This window comes from Streptomyces purpurascens (genome assembly GCF_045040895.1).
Taxonomy (GTDB): domain Bacteria; phylum Actinomycetota; class Actinomycetes; order Streptomycetales; family Streptomycetaceae; genus Streptomyces; species Streptomyces purpurascens.
In genome coordinates this window covers 8,664,622-8,681,108 of the sequence record NZ_CP108341.1, presented here as the reverse complement: position 1 = coordinate 8,681,108, position 16,487 = coordinate 8,664,622, and the positions used below count along the sequence as shown (strand labels likewise).

Annotated in this window: 16 protein-coding genes; 8 read left to right on the top strand and 8 right to left on the bottom strand. The window is 71.4% G+C overall.

Annotated features, from left to right (window positions below):
• The first annotated feature begins 2 nt into the window (after positions 1–2).
• On the top strand, positions 3–2,417 hold the full coding sequence (locus OHU35_RS39415; protein ID WP_189727615.1) for a GAF domain-containing SpoIIE family protein phosphatase: 2,415 nt from the start codon (positions 3–5) through the stop codon (positions 2,415–2,417).
• A gap of 116 nt (positions 2,418–2,533) precedes the next feature.
• Here the strand turns inward: OHU35_RS39415 and OHU35_RS39410 are convergent, their stop codons facing one another.
• A complete protein-coding gene (locus OHU35_RS39410) occupies positions 2,534–3,013 on the bottom strand; it encodes a flavin reductase family protein (protein ID WP_189727617.1) in 480 nt (159 codons plus the stop codon).
• Between the two features lie 194 nt (positions 3,014–3,207).
• Positions 3,208–3,906: a peptidoglycan-binding protein gene (locus OHU35_RS39405; protein WP_189727620.1), complete on the bottom strand. Its 699-nt coding sequence runs from the start codon at positions 3,904–3,906 to the stop codon at positions 3,208–3,210.
• 159 nt (positions 3,907–4,065) lie between these two features.
• Between OHU35_RS39405 and OHU35_RS39400 the strand changes: the two genes are divergently transcribed.
• Both OHU35_RS39400 and OHU35_RS39395 read left to right on the top strand, forming a co-directional pair.
• Positions 4,066–4,791 carry a TetR family transcriptional regulator gene (locus tag OHU35_RS39400; RefSeq protein WP_372498818.1) on the top strand — a complete coding sequence of 242 codons (726 nt, stop codon included), beginning with the start codon at positions 4,066–4,068 and terminating at the stop codon, positions 4,789–4,791.
• A gap of 137 nt (positions 4,792–4,928) precedes the next feature.
• Entirely contained in the window at positions 4,929–5,342 is a 414-nt protein-coding gene (locus tag OHU35_RS39395) for a Zn-ribbon domain-containing OB-fold protein (RefSeq protein ID WP_189727622.1), read from the top strand.
• Between the two features lie 31 nt (positions 5,343–5,373).
• On the opposite strand, the gene OHU35_RS39390 is transcribed toward OHU35_RS39395, so the two are convergent.
• The 3 genes from OHU35_RS39390 to OHU35_RS39380 all read right to left on the bottom strand — a co-directional run bounded on the left by OHU35_RS39390 (position 5,374) and on the right by OHU35_RS39380 (position 8,420).
• Positions 5,374–6,735: a Gfo/Idh/MocA family protein gene (locus OHU35_RS39390; RefSeq protein ID WP_189727624.1), complete on the bottom strand. Its 1,362-nt coding sequence runs from the start codon at positions 6,733–6,735 to the stop codon at positions 5,374–5,376.
• Positions 6,736–6,810: 75 nt separating this feature from the next.
• Positions 6,811–7,197 carry a PPOX class F420-dependent oxidoreductase gene (locus tag OHU35_RS39385; protein ID WP_405508764.1) on the bottom strand — a complete coding sequence of 129 codons (387 nt, stop codon included), beginning with the start codon at positions 7,195–7,197 and terminating at the stop codon, positions 6,811–6,813.
• Between the two features lie 44 nt (positions 7,198–7,241).
• The gene (locus OHU35_RS39380) at positions 7,242–8,420 is read right to left on the bottom strand and encodes an aminotransferase class I/II-fold pyridoxal phosphate-dependent enzyme (protein ID WP_359892629.1); all 1,179 of its coding nucleotides are present in this window, start codon (positions 8,418–8,420) and stop codon (positions 7,242–7,244) included.
• A gap of 23 nt (positions 8,421–8,443) precedes the next feature.
• Between OHU35_RS39380 and OHU35_RS39375 the strand changes: the two genes are divergently transcribed.
• Positions 8,444–9,457, top strand: a complete 1,014-nt coding sequence (locus OHU35_RS39375; RefSeq protein WP_405508762.1) for a hypothetical protein — start codon at positions 8,444–8,446, stop codon at positions 9,455–9,457.
• A 117-nt stretch (positions 9,458–9,574) separates the two neighbouring features.
• On the top strand, positions 9,575–10,912 hold the full coding sequence (locus tag OHU35_RS39370) for a S1 family peptidase (RefSeq protein ID WP_359892633.1): 1,338 nt from the start codon (positions 9,575–9,577) through the stop codon (positions 10,910–10,912).
• Positions 10,913–10,950: 38 nt separating this feature from the next.
• Here OHU35_RS39370 and OHU35_RS39365 read toward each other — a convergent pair whose 3' ends face one another.
• The 3 genes from OHU35_RS39365 to OHU35_RS39355 form a co-directional block, all read right to left on the bottom strand.
• Positions 10,951–11,457 carry an EamA family transporter gene (locus tag OHU35_RS39365; RefSeq protein WP_405508760.1) on the bottom strand — a complete coding sequence of 169 codons (507 nt, stop codon included), beginning with the start codon at positions 11,455–11,457 and terminating at the stop codon, positions 10,951–10,953.
• Positions 11,458–11,607: 150 nt separating this feature from the next.
• Entirely contained in the window at positions 11,608–11,793 is a 186-nt protein-coding gene (locus OHU35_RS39360) for a hypothetical protein (RefSeq protein WP_189727635.1), read from the bottom strand.
• Between the two features lie 100 nt (positions 11,794–11,893).
• Positions 11,894–13,054 carry an ROK family transcriptional regulator gene (locus OHU35_RS39355; protein WP_189727637.1) on the bottom strand — a complete coding sequence of 387 codons (1,161 nt, stop codon included), beginning with the start codon at positions 13,052–13,054 and terminating at the stop codon, positions 11,894–11,896.
• A 171-nt stretch (positions 13,055–13,225) separates the two neighbouring features.
• On the opposite strand from OHU35_RS39355, the gene OHU35_RS39350 reads away from it, so the two are divergent.
• From OHU35_RS39350 to OHU35_RS39340, 3 genes are read left to right on the top strand one after another with little or no spacing between them, the layout of a single operon-like run.
• Positions 13,226–14,191 (top strand): carbohydrate ABC transporter permease, encoded by a 966-nt coding sequence (locus OHU35_RS39350; RefSeq protein WP_189727639.1) that lies wholly within the window; start codon positions 13,226–13,228, stop codon positions 14,189–14,191.
• An 18-nt stretch (positions 14,192–14,209) separates the two neighbouring features.
• On the top strand, positions 14,210–15,133 hold the full coding sequence (locus OHU35_RS39345; protein ID WP_189727641.1) for a carbohydrate ABC transporter permease: 924 nt from the start codon (positions 14,210–14,212) through the stop codon (positions 15,131–15,133).
• A 10-nt stretch (positions 15,134–15,143) separates the two neighbouring features.
• Positions 15,144–16,487, top strand: coding sequence for an ABC transporter substrate-binding protein (locus OHU35_RS39340; RefSeq protein WP_405508759.1), 1,344 nt, complete (start codon positions 15,144–15,146; stop codon positions 16,485–16,487).

The following is a 16,487-nucleotide window of genomic DNA, read 5'->3' as shown; positions in this document are numbered from 1 at the left end:
GGATGTGCGATGCTCAACGCGTGACGAGCGAGCCTGTGAGGCCGGCGCAGCCCGGTGCCGCACCGGACCTGGTCGAGCTGGCCAAGATCGTCGCCCGGCAGCGCGCCGAGCTGGACCGGCTGCGCGACCAGGCGGCGATGTCCGCTGTCGTGGAGCGGGCCACGGGCGCGGAGATGGCGCTGACCGGGTGTTCCGCCGACGCGGCCGGCGAGCAGTTGCTCCAGCGGGCCAAGGCGGCCCGTCACACCCTGCTGGAGGAGTGCTGGATCACGCTCGGGAGTCTGGCGCCGGCCGCGCCCGACCCGGGCGAGGCGACCGGTCCCGTCGGCACCGGCATCGCGGGCCCCGGGTCCGGAGTCCCGGAGGAGACGGCCACGCCGGACGACGTCGCCGCCGCCCTGGCCCGCCTCGGCCAGGCCCTCGTTCGGGTGACGACACCGCACGACCTCGCCCGGTGTCTGCTGGAGCACCTCGCGCCTGACATGAGGGCGGACGCCGTCATGCTCTACGCCCGCAGGCCCGACGGCGGCCTCGACCTGATCGGGCACGCCGGCATCGAGGACAAGCTGGCCGCCCAGTGGAGGCAGGTGCCGCCGCTGAGCGGGATCGCCGCGCTGGACGCGCTGCGGGCGGGCGAGCCGCGCTGGCTGGAGGACTTCGCCATGGACGCCCGGCGGTACCTGCTGATCGGGGAGCCTCCCGAGCAGTGGCGGTCGCGTGCCTGGCTGCCCGTGACCGCGGCCGGCTCGGCCGGGGTCTGCATCGGCGTGCTGCGCGGCCGAGCCGGGTCGTTCACGCCCCGCGACCGCGCTCATCTGCGGGGCGTCACCGGGCTGTGCGCCGGCCGGCTGCGCGCCTTCGACGCACCGCCGGAGCGGCCCGCCGACGCCGCCACGGACGTGGTGCAGACGCTGTTCGACGCGCTGCCGCTCGCGGCGATGCTGCTCACCCCGCTCACCGCCGCGACGGGTGAGCCCGAGGACTTCCGGGTGGAGGCCGCGACCGCTCAGGCGGGCGACCTGCTGGGCCGTCCCGGTGAGGAGCTGGCCGGGCGGCGGCTGCTGGAGTTCCGGCCCGCCCTGGCGGGCGAGCCGCTGTGGTGGGGCTGCGTGCACACGCTGACCACCGGGGAGTCGTACGAGAGCGAGCCGTTCGCGCACGAGGAGGTCCTGGCGGGCATCGCCGCGCTGTCCACGTACTCGGCGCGGGTGGCTCGGCTGGGCGACGCGCTGGTCGTCAGCTGGGTCCGGCACGGCTCCTCGGACCGGCAGGAGCAGCGGCTCGCGGATCTCCAGCGGCTGGGCAACATCGGCTGGGCGAACTGGAACCTGGCCACGCTGGAGGCCTCCTGGTCGACCCAGGTGTTCGCCATCTTCGGTCGGGACCCGGCGGACGGACCGGTGGGTCTCGCCGGTCTTCCGGAGCTCGCGCTGCCCGAGGACGCGCCCGCGCTGACCCGTGCCGTCCGCGCACTCGTCCAGGACGGGCGGGCGTTCGATCTGCCGTTCCGCATCAGGAGGTCCGGCGTCATCCGGCACCTGCGCCTGGTGGCCGAGACCGTGGCCGACATGCACGGCACGCCCGTCGAAGTGCACGGTGTCGTGCAGGACTTGACCGCCCGGCGACGGGCGGAGCTGGCCCTGGTCGAGAGCGAGCAGGCGATCCTCACGCAGAACGACGTGCTCCGGGCCGAGCGGACCCTGGCGTCCCGGCTTCAGCACGCGCTGCTGCCGATGGCCAACCGGCCGGTGCAACTGGCGGGACTGCGCGTCGAGGTCGCCTATCTGCCCGCCCAGTCGGGTGTGCACGTCGGCGGCGACTGGTTCAGCGCCGTGGAACTGCCCGACGACGGCGCGCTGCTGGTGGTGGGCGATGTCGCCGGGCACGGCGTCGGCGCCGTCGCCACGATGGCCCAGCTCCGCTTCACCGCGAAGGGCATGGTCATCACCGGCTCGTCGCTGACCGGCGCGCTCGCCCGGCTGAACACGCTGCTGCTGCACTCCCGCGACTCCCATGCGACGGCCACGATGGTGCTGGCCCGCTACAACCCCCGGCAGCGGCGCCTGGTCTGGGCCCAGGCCGGGCATCCCCCGCCCCTGCTGCTGCGGGACGGCGAGGCACGGTATCTGCGCCGGCCCCGCGGCATGGTGCTCGGGGCGACCTCCACGCCGGTCTACGAAGAGGCGGAGTGCCGCCTAGAACCGGGCGACCGGCTCATCCTCTTCACCGACGGCCTGGTCGAGCACCCTCCGGAGAGCATCGACCGGGGTCTGGAGCGGCTCGCCGAGGCCGTGGCGGCTCCGCACACCGACGGGCCCGGGTCGTTGGGGCCGTTGCTCGCGCAGATGTTGCCGGACGAGCGGCGGGACGACGTGTGCGTCGTGGACGTCCGGGTTCCGAGGGTGCGGGAGCGGTAGTTTCGCGGCGGACGGGGTACCGCACTCGTCGCCCCGGCCCCGGGTGAAGCCCGTCGGCCCCGCCGTCCCGCTCCTTTCCCAGCTGTTGCCCGGTGTTCGAAATACGGGGCGCGAGATCAGTCGACGGGGTGACCGGGCGCGATGGTGTGGGCGTCGGAGAGGCGCAGCAGGGGACCGTCGTACGCCTCCTGTCCGCCCCATTCGACCGGGTCGAGAACGAAGCCGATGTGGTCGCCGCCCCCCGCACGCGTCACGATCCGGCCGACGAACCAGGCCGGCACGTCCTCCAGGACGACGGCCCCGCCGTACGCCTCCCGCGACCGCAGCCCCTGGAACTTGTCCGTCCGGTCGCCGGTCTGCCCGCCGAACAGCTCGGCGAGGCGGCGCTGTTCACGGTCGAGCAGATGCACGGCCAGCACCTCGGCGTTCCGGGCCACCCGGAAGGTGTGGTTGAGCTCGGACAGCCACACCACGAACCGCACGGGCCGGATCGAGCACTGCGAGGCGAACCCGACCAGACAGCCCGCCCGTTCACCGCCCGCGACGGCCGTGACCACGCACATGTCGGGATCCAGCCGACCGACGAACGCGTCCATGCCCACACCACTACTCCTCCACCACGGTGGCTGACGCCCCTCGGCATCACCTCACCATGCCGGGAGTGGGGGTGCCATCCCGGGACACGGTGCCGCCGTGGGGGCCGATGCCGCCCGACGGCAGAGGCAGGCGATGCCGTCCGGCAAGCGGCCCGACCGCCAGGCGGTCCACCGGGCAGGCCCGGCGATGCCCGTCAGCTCGTGTTCGGTGCTGTGCGGGATTCCAGTGCCGTGCGGGTGTCGTTGCCGTAGACGCCCGTTTCGTCGCCGCGGATGCCGTACCAGAGTTGGAAGCGGGCGACCGCCGCGGTCAGGGTGGGGTCGTAGCTGCCGCTGGTGGAGCCATCGCGGTAGACGTCCGGGATGCGCAGGAGGCGTTCCTGGAGTTCGGTCACCTCGGGGCCGGTGGCTCCCTCGCGGAGGGTGCCGGGGCCGTCCGGGTCGGCCGGAGCCGCGACGGGCGGGGTCGGTGTGGGGGTGGGGGCGGACGCGGTCGGGCGGGGTGCGGGGGCCGCGCTGTCCTCGGTTTTCTCGCCGCCGCGGAGCAGAAGCGCACCGCCGAAACCGATCACCGCCGCCGCGACGACCGCCACCGCGACGGCGGCGCGGCGCAGCCCGGATCCGGGGCGTGCGGCATGGCCGTCACGGCGGGCGCGGGCGACCGGCGGGAGTTCCTGCGTCAGGGCCTCGGAGCCGGGCGCGGGTCCCGGCAGAGTGACGGACTCGTAGCCGCCGGACCCGCCGGACTGAGGACCGCCGGACGCGGAGGCGGTCTGCTCCCGATACTCCCGCATCAGTTCCGCCAGCGCGTCGGTGCGGCGGGGGCGCAGGACACGGATGGGTTCCAGGGCCGGGCCGTCGTGCGGCTGCCGGGGCTCGGACGGTGTCGACACGTTGCTCTCCTTCCGTCCGGGCTCGGAGGCGCCCGTCTTCGAGGATCGTTCCGCCGCTAGATACGCGGCTGCCGCGCCAGGAGTTCAGAGAGCACTCAGTTCCTCCCTATGACTGCACTGAGTGCCATGAGCGGCCTTTCGGGTGCTACGTTCCAGCCCATGAGCTCCGAGAAAGCCGACCTCGGGAACGGAAAGCCGCCCATGCGGGACGCCCTGGTGGCGGCGGCCTTCCAGCTGTTCCTCGAGCGGGGTTACGAGCAGACCACCGTGGACGACATCGTGGCGCTCGCCGGCGTCGGACGGCGCTCGTTCTTCCGCTACTTCCCCTCCAAGGAGGACGTGGTCTTCCCGGACCACGAGCGATGCCTGGCCGACATGACGGCCTTCCTGGCGGAGGGCTCCGATGACGACGAGCCCGTGCGGAGGGTCTGTGACGCGGCCCGGCTCGTGCTGCGGATGTATGCCGAGAACCCGACGTTCTCCGTACAGCGCTACCGCCTGACCAAGCAGGTCCCCGGGCTGCGCGCCTACGAACTGTCGGTGGTGTGGCGCTACGAGCGCGCCCTCGCCGAGTATCTGCGCCGGCGTTTCGCGGTCCGCCGGGACGGGACCCTGCAGGCCGACGTGATCGCGGCGGCGGTGGTCGCGGCGCACAACAACGCGCTGCGCTCCTGGCTGCGTTCGGACGGACAGGACGAGGCGAGCGCCACGGTGGACCACGCGCTGGCGTACGTGCAGTCGGCGTTCGGGGAGGCGCCGGCAGCCGTGGCGGACCCGCAGCCGGAGGACGTGGTGGTCGTCGTCTCGCGGCGCGGAGCGCCTCTGTGGCGGGTCGTGCAGGAGATCGAGTCGACGCTGGGACGGCCTGAGGGTCCGCACATTTGAGGGTACGGAGTGCCTTTACGAGTGGCACTGAGTGCCATACGCTGTGCTGCGTGCACGGTGGCACGGCGAACCGGGCACACCTGTGCGCGGGTGACCGCGCACCCGGGATTCCGCCCGAGTGCAGGGAGTTGACCAGCGTGTACCACCACTCAGGAAGCGTGACTCAGCAGGCAGCCGGCTCTTCGACGGGTCTCCTCGACCCGAGGGGCCAGGACACGGATGCCATCCTCTTCCAGCGCTGCACCTGGTGCGGCACCGCCATGTTCCACCGCCTGCTGTGTCCGGTCTGCCGGGGCAGCGACCTGCGGACGGAGCGCAGCGAGGGCGCGGGCACGGTGCGCCACTCCACGGTGGTGCACCGCAACACGCCCGCGGCGCGCAATGTGTCCATGATCGAGATGGCCGAGGGGTTCGTCGTGCGCGGCCGGGTGATGGGCCCGCCGATCGGCATCCACAGCGGGGACCGGGTGCGGCTGTCCACCGCCAAGGACCCGGTACGGGGCGAGCCGGTCTTCCAACTGCTGGACGAGCCGTACCGGGCCTGGAGCTGACCGTTCGCCGGTCAGCGGTCCTGACGTCCCCTCAGTCCGCGATTCCGGCGTCCCCCCGGCCTGCGATCAGTTCGTCCGTACGCACCGGCCGCCCTGTCTCGAAGCTTCGGTTCGCCGCCAGACCGACCGCCAGCGCCAGTGCTCCGTCGCGTTCGGTGGCCGTCGGATGGTCCGCCACCGCGGTGTCCGCGGGGCGGGTGGCGTCGGCGGGACCGAACAGGGCGTCGAGCATGCGCGGGTCGCCGCCGCCGTGGGCCTCGTGGGCGACCGCGAGCGGCACGTTTACCGGGGGCTGCCACAGCGGACGCAGCGTGAGGCGGGCTCCGCCCGCGTGCTCGGCCGCCGTGTCCCCGTGCAGGGCGCCGGCGGTTGACGTGACCCGGGTGAGGGCCGGCTGCCAGCGGCTCTCCTCTACCTCCAGTTCCAGCCGGCCCGCGCTGCCGTTGAACATCACCCGGTAGCCCTCCCACGGGGAGTAGGCGGTCAGGTGGTACGTCATCGTCGCGCCGCGCGAGTAGCGCACGAGGACGGACATGTCGTCCTCGATGCTGATCGGCCCGTCGAAGACGTTCCGGTCGCGCAGGTATCCGTCGTCCCGCTCGGCATCCAGATAGAGGGCGCGCAGGGTGTCGTTGGCCGCGAGGTCCAGGGCGTAGGGGTCGTCGGCGGCCCGGTCGGCGCCGTGGGCCCGGTCGTACTCCCGGCGCAGCCCGTGCCGCTCCCCCGCCGTACGGCCGTAGAAGCCGAGCCGCCCGTAGCCGAAGGCCTCCCGGGGCTCGTCGGCGAGCCACCAGTTGACCAGGTCGAAGTGGTGCGAGGACTTGTGCACCATCAGGCCGCCGCTGTGGTGTTTCTCGCGGTGCCAGCGGCGGAAGTAGTCGGCGCCGTGCCGTACGTCGAGCAGCCACTCGAAGTGGACCGACAGCACCTCGCCGATCGCTCCCTCGGCGAGCAGGGCGCGGACCTTCTCGTGCACGGGATTGAAGCGGTAGTTGAAGGCGACGGTCAGGGAGTTGCCGGTCTCGCGGACGGTGTCGAGGATGCGGGCGCAGCGCTCGGCGTCGACGGTCATCGGTTTCTCGGTGACGACCCGGCAGCCCGCCCTCAGGGCCGGGACGATGTAGCGGTCGTGTTCGGCGTCGACGGTGGTGACGACGACCTCGTCGATGTCCCCCTTGGCGAGCAGGTCGGTGAAGCGGTCGGGCTCCCACGGGGTGGCGGCAGGTGCGCCGGCCTCGGTCAGCAGCCGGTTGTGGAAGGCCATCCGGGTGGGGCTGGGGTCACAGAGAGCGGCCACGAGGTGGCCGGGGCGTTCGGTGAGGCCCCGGGTGAACAACTGGGCCCGGTGGCCGGTGCCGACGAGGGCTGCGCGCAGGACGGGAGTTCGGCTCATGGCAGGTGGCCTTTCCCGGGGACGGGTCGTCCACTCTCCCGACGGAGAAAGCGCTTGCCGAATCTCGGGGGGATCTCAGGGAGCGAGAACGATCCGCAGACCCACGGTGCCGTCCAGGCCCCGGCGCAGCCGGCTGCCGAGCAGCGTGAGCCGGCCCGTGAGGCCGTACTTGCGTGCGATCAGCTTCCGGTAGCGGGCGGTGGTGGCGGGGTCGCAGATCTCCGCCGTCGCGGGCACCTGCTCGCCGGTGGGATTGCCGCGCAGGTCACAGGGGCCGGCCAGGACGTCGGCGCGGTTGCGGATCCGCTTCACCTTCCAGGAGTCGGCCACCGTCCAGACGCCGAGCGCGTCCCCGTCGCGTACCACCCAGACGGGGGTGGCGACCGGCGTACCGTTCCTGCGGTAGCTGGTGATCAGCAGGTACTTGCCCGCACCCAGTTCGTCCAGCGCACTGTCGTTCATGGCGGGCAGTGTACGAGCGTGACCTGCGCGGCGCGCCCCGGGGGTCAGCGCAGCGCTGCGGCCGTTCTGCGCACCGCCTCCGTGATCACCTCGGGCGAGGTCGCCAGGTTGAGGCGGACGTGACCGGCGCCGCCGGTGCCGAAGGGCAGGCCGGAGTTGAGGGCCACGCGGCCGCGGTGCAGGAAGACGTCCGCCGGGTCTTCGCCGAGGCCGAGCGCGCGGCAGTCGAGCCAGGCGAGGTAGGTGGCGTCACCCGGGCGGTAGCGGATCGCGGGCAGGTGCTCGGCCAGCAGATCCGCGAGCAACCGCCGGTTGGTGTCGAGGCCGGTCAGCAGGGCGTCCAGCCAGGCGACGCCGTCGCGCAGGGCGGCGGTGTGGGCGATGATGCCGACGTGGCTCGGTCCGTGCCCGACCTCCTCGGGCATCCGGGCCAGGTCGGCGGCGGCCCCTGGGCCGGCGATCGCGAGGGCGGCCTTGAGTCCGGCGAGGTTCCAGGCCTTCGAGGCCGACATCAGCGACAGGCCGCGCTCGGCGCCCGGCACGCTCAGATACGGCACGAAGTCCGTGCCGCCGATAACGAGCGGCGCGTGGATCTCGTCGGCGACGACCCGCACGCCGTACCGCTCGGCGAGCGCGGCGACGGCGGACAGTTCCTCCGCCGTGTGGACTGCGCCGGTCGGGTTGTGGGGGCTGCACAGCAGGTAGGCGGCCCGGCCTCCGTCCGCGACCGCCTGCCGGAAGGTCTCCTCCAGGACACCGAGGTCGATGCGCCCGTCCGCCCCGAGCGGGGCCTCCACCACGCGCCGGTCCATATGCGCGACGAACTGGTAGAACGGCGGGTACACCGGCGGATTCACGACCACCGCGTCCCCGTTCCCGGTGACCAGTCTCAGCATCTCGACGACGCCCAGCATGACGTCCGGCACGATCGCGGTGCGCTCCACGGCGAGCCCGTCCCAGTTCCACCGCTTCTCGGCGAAGGCCGCCAGCGCCTCCGCGTAGGCCGTGCCGGCGGGGTAGCCGGTGTCCCCGAGGGCGAGGGCGTCGGTGACGGCCCGCACGACGGGCTCGGCGAGCGGCACGTCCATCTCGGCCACCCACAGGGGCAGCACGTCCTCGGGGTAGGTGCGCCACTTCATGCTCGTGCGGCGGCGGAGACGGTCGAGCGTGAGGGCTTCCAGGGGATTCGGTTCACCGGACGTCTCGTGCGGGATCCTGGTCATGGGCACACGATAGGGGGCTGTGGGTGAGCGGGAATCTTGCGGACGGGGTGCGGGGAGGGCCGGCGGGCCCGTTCCTGGAGATCGCCTGCGACGAGTCGGGGTCGGACGGCGAGAACCTCACCGGCGGGAACACGGACGTGTTCGCGCACGCCAGTGTCTCGCTGTCCGTGGCGGCGGCCGCGGCGGCCGTACGGGAGATCCGGGACCGGATCCGTTCGCCCGCGGAGGAGTACAAGGCGAACCACCTGCTGCGGGAGAAGCACCGCGCGGTGCTGGAGTGGCTGCTGGTGCCGGAGGGGCCGATGCACGGGCAGGCGCGGGTGCATCTCATGGAGAAGACGTTCTTCGTGGTGGACCGGGCGGCCGGCCTGCTGCTGGGCGACCCGGCCGCGGCCGTCGTCCTGTTCCGCGAGGGCAGCCGGACCTTCGGGGATGAGGGCTGGCGAGCGTTCCTGGAGGCGGCCAACCAGTTGCTGCGGGTCCGCAACAACGGAGAGCCGGGCGCCCCTGTCGAGGGGTTCTACGGCACGGTCGACGCCCTGCGGCGGGCGCATCCGCGTACCGACGCGGGAAGGATCCTGGCCCGGCTCGGGGCGACCCGGTCCCGCGCGGTGTCCTATCGGGCGGACTTCCTGGACGGGCCGCCCCTGATCCCGGTGCTCAACCCGCTGCTCCCGGCGATCGTGCGGACGGCCGCGCTGTGGAGCGGGGACGGGCGGGAGGTCCGTCTGGTGCACGACCGGCAGAACATGCTGACGCCCGACCGCATCGCGTGGATCGAGGAGGCGGCCCGGCGGGCGGGGGTCGGCCTGGCCGGGCTGCGGCTCGTCGTCGCGCGCGAGGACGCGCGGGTGCAGGTGGCGGACTTTCTGGCCGGGATCGCCCGCAAGATCGCCTCCGACGAGCTGAACGGCCGCGGGGACCCCGTGCTCACCGCCCTGCTGCGTCCCTACGTCGATCCGGCCTCGGTGTGGGGCGACGCCCGCAGCCTGGCCCTGCTCGCCGCCCCGGCCGCTCCGGTCACCGGTCCGCGGTGAAGAGATCACGCGCGCACTGAACACGGCAGGGCTCCGCTCCGTATGGAGAACAGGGCGCTCAACTCAAGGAGGGCCCCGCGGTGTTCGCACCGCGATGTTCGGGTTCGGGAGCCATGCATGAGGCACGCACGACGACGGGTCGTCCGGCGAGTGACACAGCTGGCGGCCGTCGGCGGACTCCTCCTCGGAGGAACGATGGTCACCAGCGCTGTGGCGAGCGAGCCCCCTGACGCATCCGTCGGCGTCCCCTACTCGGCGAAGCCGGGCACGGGCATGGGCACCGACCTCGTGTCCCGGCTCGGGACCTCCCGCACGGCGGGCAGCTGGGTCGACGCGTCCGGGCGGCCGGTCGTCGCGGTCACGGACGAGAAGGCGGCCGCCGAGGTCAAGCGCGCCGGTGCGCAGGCGAGGATGGTGCGCCACAGCATGAGCGCCCTCAAGTCCGCGACCTCGACGCTGCGTTCGGCACCCCGGGTGTCCGGGACCTCATGGTCCCTGGACTACCAGAAGAACCAGGTGGTGGTACGGGGCGACAGAACGGTCTCCTCCTCCGACTGGTCCCGGCTGACCGAGATCGCTGAAGGCATCGGCGGCTTCGTGCGCATGGAGCGCACCGAGGGCACGTTCACGACGCGGATCAACGGCGCGGAGCCGATCCTGTCGACCGCCGGGCGCTGCTCGGCGGGCTTCAACGTGACCGACGGGACGACCGACTACATCCTCACGGCAGGGCACTGCGGCCCCGACGGTTCCGTCTGGTTCTCCGACGACCGGGGCCGCGATCAGGTCGGCACATCGCTGAAGGGGAGCTTTCCCGGCGACGACTACTCCCTCGTGAAGTACGACAGCGGTCGTGCGGGCAAGGGCGCGGAGGTCGTGGCGGTCGGCGAGGACGAGGGCGTGCGGATCACGGGTGTGGCCGATGCCGAGGTCGGGGAGAAGATCTTCCGCAGCGGCAGCACCAGTGGGCTGCGCGAGGGTGAGGTGACCGCGCTGAACGCGACGGTCAACTACCCGGAGGGCACGGTCACCGGGCTGATCGAGACGAACGTGTGCGCCGAACCGGGCGACAGCGGTGGCCCGATGTTCGCCGACGGCATCGCGCTCGGCGTGACCTCGGGCGGCAGCGGGGACTGCGCCGCGGGCGGTACGACGTTCTTCCAGCCGGTGACGAAGGCGCTGACCGAGCTGGGGGTCAAGCTGATCGTGGCCAAGCAGGCCGGTGGCGCCGCACCCGCGCCGTCGGCCTCGGGCGCCGCTTCGCCGGGCTCGTCCGCGCCGGTGACGGGCGAGGACGTGTCGAGCCTGCTGACCCGGCTCACCGACCCGCGCAACGTCGGCCCCGGCCTGCTGGTCATCGCGGGCAGCCTCCTCGCTCTGGTGGCGACCCGCTGGATCCGCTCGGAGCAGGACCGCAAGGCGTACCGGCAGTACTACTCGGCCACTTGGGGGTGATGCCGGGAAACGGGGTTGCGCCCCGGCGGGTGTCCCCCTCACCCCAGGGTGAGCAGCACGGTCGCAACTCCCGCCCCCAGCAGCCCCATCGCCTGGCGGCGACTGATCCGCTCGTGCAGGAGGGCCACGCCGAGGATGACGGGCAGGGCCGGATAGAGGGAGGCGAGGACGACGGCGACGGCCGGCAACTGCCGCTGGGCGGCGAGCAGATACAGCACGAGGCCGAGGGCCGCCCCGGCTCCGATGAGGAGGGCCTGCACGCAGCGGACCGGCGGCGGCTTCAGCCGGCGGGCATGGCGTGCGGCGTCAGGCAGGAGGACGAGGACAGCGGCGACACGGCCCGCGGCGACGGGCCACAGCCCACTTCCCGGACCGGCCTGCCCCAGGGCGAGGTACTGCACGGCCACGCCCGCGCTGGCGAGCAGTCCGTCCGCCGCCCCCTTTCCCGCACCGGCCGTGCCGCCGCCGACGAACCACAGCGCGGGCACCGTCACGGCGATGCCGAGCCAGGCCAGGGCGCCCGGGCGGTCTCCGAGGACGAGCACCCCGCACAGCACCTATGTGCCGGGACAGCAGGCCGCCGGCGAAGTCGACGATGCCGTAGCAAACGGCCGAGGTAAGTGCGAGAAGGGCACCCATTCGATCAGGGGTGCCCGGGGACGAGGGTCCGATGCGTCAGCGGACCTGGATGACGCTCAGGCCGCCGGCACGGACTGTGGGGCCGCGGCGGCCCACTCCAGGACGAGCCGCCGGTACTCCTCGCGCTGCTCGACACTCAGTGTCCCGCCCGACCGGCGCCACAGGGCCCGGATCTCCTCGTTGACCTCGTCAGCCGATCGCTCGGATGAGGATTCAACAGTGGTGGACATGCTGTGAAGCATACGGTCCCGGACGTGAAGGCGATGTGATTAATCACGAGCCAAACGGGCATTCCGGACAGTGTTGCTGATCACGTCCATCTCCCGGTAAACGTGAGGCTGTTCACGCTTCGGCCGATCCCAGGACCAGCACCTTGATAGCCAACACGGCCGCGCCGCGCGCCCAGTCGTGAAAATCGGACACCTTCGTCTCGAGGTCGACCGGTGCGGCCAGGGGATGCCGGTTGTCGCGGATGGCCTCCTCGACCGTCTTGCCCGCCACATCCATCAGCCCGACCCCCTCCCCCGCCAGCAGGATCTTCTGCGGCATCACGAAATTGGAGATCTGGGCGACGAGCGTGCCCAGCGCGCGTGCCGCCTCGCCGATGACCCGGGCGGGCATCGGGTCCCCGGCGGCGGCCAGCGCGAGGATCTCCTCGTAGGTCCGGTCACGGCCGGTGGCGGCCTGGACCTGATAGCGGATGTTGGGGATGGTCAGCAGTGAGACGGCGCTGCCGCGGCGGCCGTCGGGGGTGAGCGGGCCGTTGGGGTCCACGATCCAGTGACGCCCGAAACCGCGGTCCTCCTCCGCGCAGGACACCCGCTTGCCGCCCAGGACGAGCCCGTAGCCGATGCCGGCGCCGATGGTGAGGACGGCGAAACGGTCCAGGCCGCGTCCGGCGCCGAACCAGGTCTCGGCCTCGACCAGGGCGGCGACGTCGTTCTCGACGACCACGGGCAGTCCTGTGCGCTCCTCGACGAGTTCGGCGAGGGGGACGTCCCGCCACAGCAGGAAGGGCGACTCCCCGACCACGGCACGATCCCGCACGAAACCGCCGACCCCGATGCCGATCCCGGCCAGCCGAGGGTGCTCGGCCGCCAGTTCCGCGGTCATCGCGCCGAGCAGGTCGGCGACCTCGGCGGGGTCATGGGTGGCGAGCGGACGGTCGTAGCGGGCGACGATGTGGCTGCGGAGCGTGGTCACGACGCAGTAGACCGTGTCCTCGGTGATCTTGAAGCCGAGGAAGGACCCGGAGTCGGCGACGACGTCCAGCGGCTGCGAGGGGCGGCCCTGGCGGGCCTCCGTCGGCGCTCCGGCCTCGGCCACCTCGATCAGCAGGTTCGACTCGATCAGCGGCTTGGTCAGCCGGGTGAGGCTGCCGGCCGACAGCCCCAGCCTCCGGGCGAGCTCGGTCCGGGACAGGGGGCCGTGGACGAGAACTTCGATCGCCACGGAGCGCTCCCCCGCGCTCAGCGGCAGCCAGCCGGCGGTGCCTGCGGTCATGTACGTCCGACTCCCCTCAGCCTTTTTTTCGCACCGAAACCAACATGACCACTCTAAGGCGATGATGGTTCCTGGGAAAAGATGTTTGCGCACCCCTTGACGCAGCAATTGTTTCGCACCAAAAGTAAGTCCCGCCAGAGGACGAGCCGCCGTATGCGAGGGAGTCGCCCGATGACCATCGCCTCCAGCAGTCCTCCGTCGCGTCTGCCCGCGGGCGGCGCCGCGGAGGCACGCAGCAAACCCAGGACACGCCGGACCGAGGTGGGGGACAACCGGGGAGACGGACGGCTGGCCGCGGTGTTCATCGCGCCGGCGCTGCTCGGCTTCGTGGTCTTCCTGCTCTGGCCCACGCTCCGGGGCATCTATCTGAGCTTCACCCGCTTCAACCTGCTGACGCCGGCGGAGTGGGTGGGCCTGGACAACTACGTCCGCATGGTCAACGACCCCATCTTCTGGGACTCGCTGTGGGTCACCGTCGAGTACGTCGTCATCAACATCGGCGTGCAGACGGTCGCGGCGCTCGCCATGGCCGTCCTGCTGCAGCGGCTGACCCAGTCGGCGATGCTGCGCGGGATCGTGCTCACGCCGTACCTGATGTCGAACGTCGTGGCCGGCCTCGTCTGGCTCTGGATCCTCGACACGCAGCTCGGCATCGGCAACGAGATCATCAGCGCTCTCGGCGCCGACCGCATCCCGTTCCTCGCCGACGAGACCTGGGCGATCCCGACGATCGCGCTCATCAACGTGTGGCGGCACGTCGGATACACCGCCCTGCTGCTGTTCGCCGGTCTCCAGGCGATACCGAACGACATGTACGAGGCGGCCAGGGTGGACGGCGCGAGTGAGTGGCGGATGTTCTGGCGGATCACCATGCCGCTGCTGCGGCCGGTGCTCGCGGTCGTGCTGATCATGACCGTGATCGGGTCGTTCCAGGTGTTCGACACCGTCGCGGTGACCACCGCGGGCGGTCCGGCGAACGCGACCAACGTGCTCCAGTTCTACATCTACGGCTCCGCCTTCGGGCGCTTCCAGTTCGGCTACGCCTCGGCCATGTCCGTCGCCCTGCTGGTCGTGCTGAGCGCGATCACCGTCCTCCAGTACCGGCTCACCCGGGCCGGCCGGACCGACCTCGGCTGACGGAAGGGAGACACCGACATGGCCACCGTGACGACAACGACGCCGACGACCCTGCGACCGGTCCGGCGCAAGTTCCCCTTCGGGCGGGCCGCCGCCTGGACCGTGATGGGGCTGATCGTCCTCATCACCCTGCTGCCGTTCTACTGGATCCTGCGCACCGCGCTCTCCACCAACGCGGGCCTGAACGCCGACCCGACCAACCCGCTGCCGGTTGACCTCACCACGAGCGGATTCGAGCGGGCCCTGGGGATGCAGTCGGCCGAGGAGGCCGTCAAACAGGGCGGCGCGGGCGGCGGGCTCGACTTCTGGCGCTACCTGCTCAACTCCGTGCTGGTCTCGACCCTGATCACCGGCTGTCAGATCTTCTTCTCCGCGATGGCCGCGTACGCGTTCTCGCGGCTGCGCTGGCGGGGCCGGGACAAGGTGTTCGGGCTGTTCCTGGCCGGGATGATGGTGCCGGCCATCTTCACGCTGCTGCCGAACTTCGTGCTCATCAAGCAACTGCACCTGATCGACACACTCCTCGGTATCGCGCTGCCCACCATGTTCATGACGCCGTTCGCGGTGTTCTTCCTGCGGCAGTTCTTCATGAACATCCCCCAGGAGGTCGAGGAGGCCGCGCTGCTCGACGGCGCCGGGAAGATCAAGATCTTCTTCCGGGTGGTGCTGCCGATGGCGTCCACGCCGATCATCACGCTGGGCGTGCTGACGTACATCACCTCCTGGAACGACTACTTCTGGCCGCTGATGGTCTCCTACAGCGACAGCTCGCGCGTGCTGACCGTGGCGCTGGCGGTCTTCCGGGCGCAGACCCCGGCGACCGGCGTCGACTGGTCCGGGCTCATGGCGGCGACGCTGATCGCCGCGCTGCCGATGCTGGTGCTGTTCGCCTGCTTCGCCCGCCGCATCGTCAGCTCCATCGGCTTCACCGGGATCAAGTAAGGGGACTGTGATGCGAATTCGTACGCTCGTCGCGGCGACCGGAGCGCTGGCGCTGTCCCTGGTCAGCGGATGCGCGCAAGGAGGCGCGGCCGGATCCTCCGCGAACACGGTCACGTACTGGCTGTGGGACGCCAACCAGCTGCCCGCCTACCAGGCCTGTGCCAAGGGGTTCGAGAAGGAGAACCCCGGACTGAAGGTGAAGATCACGCAGTTGGGCTGGAGCGACTACTGGACCAAGCTCACCGCCGGGTTCATCGCGGGCACCGCTCCGGACGTGTTCACCGACCACATCCAGAACTTCGGCCAGTTCGCCGATCTGAAGGTCCTCGAACCGCTCGACGACCTCGGTATCAAGAACTCCGACTACCAGCCGGGCCTCGCCGCCAACTGGATCGGCAAGGACGGTCACCGCTACGGCGCTCCCAAGGACTGGGACACCGTCGCGCTGTTCTACAACTCGAAGATGGCCGAGGAGGCCGGGCTCACCGCCGAGCAGCTGGGCGAGCTGTCCTGGAACCCGAAGGACGGCGGCACCTTCGAGAAGGCCATCGCCCATCTCACGGTCGACAGGAAGGGCAAGCGGGGCGACGAACCGGGCTTCGACAAGAACAACGTCAAGGTGTACGGCCTGGCCACGGGCGGCGGCGGCTTCGGCGACGGCCAGACGCAGTGGAGCCCCTTCACCGGCTCCGCCGGGTGGAACTACCTCAACAAGGCGCGCTGGGGCACGAAGTACCAGTACGACAGCAAGACCTTCCAGTCGGTCGTCGAGTGGTACTTCGGCCTGGCGAAGAAGGGCTACATGCCGCCGCTGTCGGACTACAACATCCAGTCCAACCAGCAGAACACGCAGGTCGCGGCGGGGAAGGCGGCCACCGCGTTCGACGGGGCCTGGATGATCTCCACCTACACGGGCTTCAAGGGCCGGGACATCAAGACCGCCCGGACGCCGGTCGGGCCGACCGGCAAGCGCGCCACCATGATGAACGGCCTCGCCGACTCCGTCACGAAGGCCTCCAGGAACAAGGCGGGCGCCAAGAAGTGGGTGGCGTATCTGGCCTCCGACAAGTGCCAGACCGTCGTCGGCAAGTACGGCGTCGTCTTCCCCGCCACCGCGGCCGGGACCGAGGCCGCCGTCGCCGCGTACCGGAAGAAGGGCATCGACGTCTCGTCCTTCACCGAGCCCGTGGCCGACAAGAAGCGCTTCCGGACGTTCTCGTACCCGATCGCCAGCTACTCCGCGGACATGACGGCGCTCATGCAGCCGGCGATGGAGGACGTCTACGGCAACGGGAAGCCGGTCAGCAGCCTCGACCAGACCAACGACCAGATCAACCTGATCCTCTCGCAGTGA

Coding starts and splice junctions, on each gene's coding strand:
- OHU35_RS39415 (WP_189727615.1), top strand. CDS start 3: ATGTGCGATGCTCAACGCGTGACGAGCGAGCCTGTGAGGCCGGCGCAG.
- OHU35_RS39410 (WP_189727617.1), bottom strand. CDS start 3,013: ATGGACGCGTTCGTCGGTCGGCTGGATCCCGACATGTGCGTGGTCACG.
- OHU35_RS39400 (WP_372498818.1), top strand. CDS start 4,066: ATGAGCTCCGAGAAAGCCGACCTCGGGAACGGAAAGCCGCCCATGCGG.
- OHU35_RS39390 (WP_189727624.1), bottom strand. CDS start 6,735: ATGAGCCGAACTCCCGTCCTGCGCGCAGCCCTCGTCGGCACCGGCCAC.
- OHU35_RS39385 (WP_405508764.1), bottom strand. CDS start 7,197: ATGAACGACAGTGCGCTGGACGAACTGGGTGCGGGCAAGTACCTGCTG.
- OHU35_RS39380 (WP_359892629.1), bottom strand. CDS start 8,420: ATGACCAGGATCCCGCACGAGACGTCCGGTGAACCGAATCCCCTGGAA.
- OHU35_RS39370 (WP_359892633.1), top strand. CDS start 9,575: ATGAGGCACGCACGACGACGGGTCGTCCGGCGAGTGACACAGCTGGCG.
- OHU35_RS39360 (WP_189727635.1), bottom strand. CDS start 11,793: ATGCTTCACAGCATGTCCACCACTGTTGAATCCTCATCCGAGCGATCG.
- OHU35_RS39355 (WP_189727637.1), bottom strand. CDS start 13,054: ATGACCGCAGGCACCGCCGGCTGGCTGCCGCTGAGCGCGGGGGAGCGC.
- OHU35_RS39350 (WP_189727639.1), top strand. CDS start 13,226: ATGACCATCGCCTCCAGCAGTCCTCCGTCGCGTCTGCCCGCGGGCGGC.
- OHU35_RS39345 (WP_189727641.1), top strand. CDS start 14,210: ATGGCCACCGTGACGACAACGACGCCGACGACCCTGCGACCGGTCCGG.
- OHU35_RS39340 (WP_405508759.1), top strand. CDS start 15,144: ATGCGAATTCGTACGCTCGTCGCGGCGACCGGAGCGCTGGCGCTGTCC.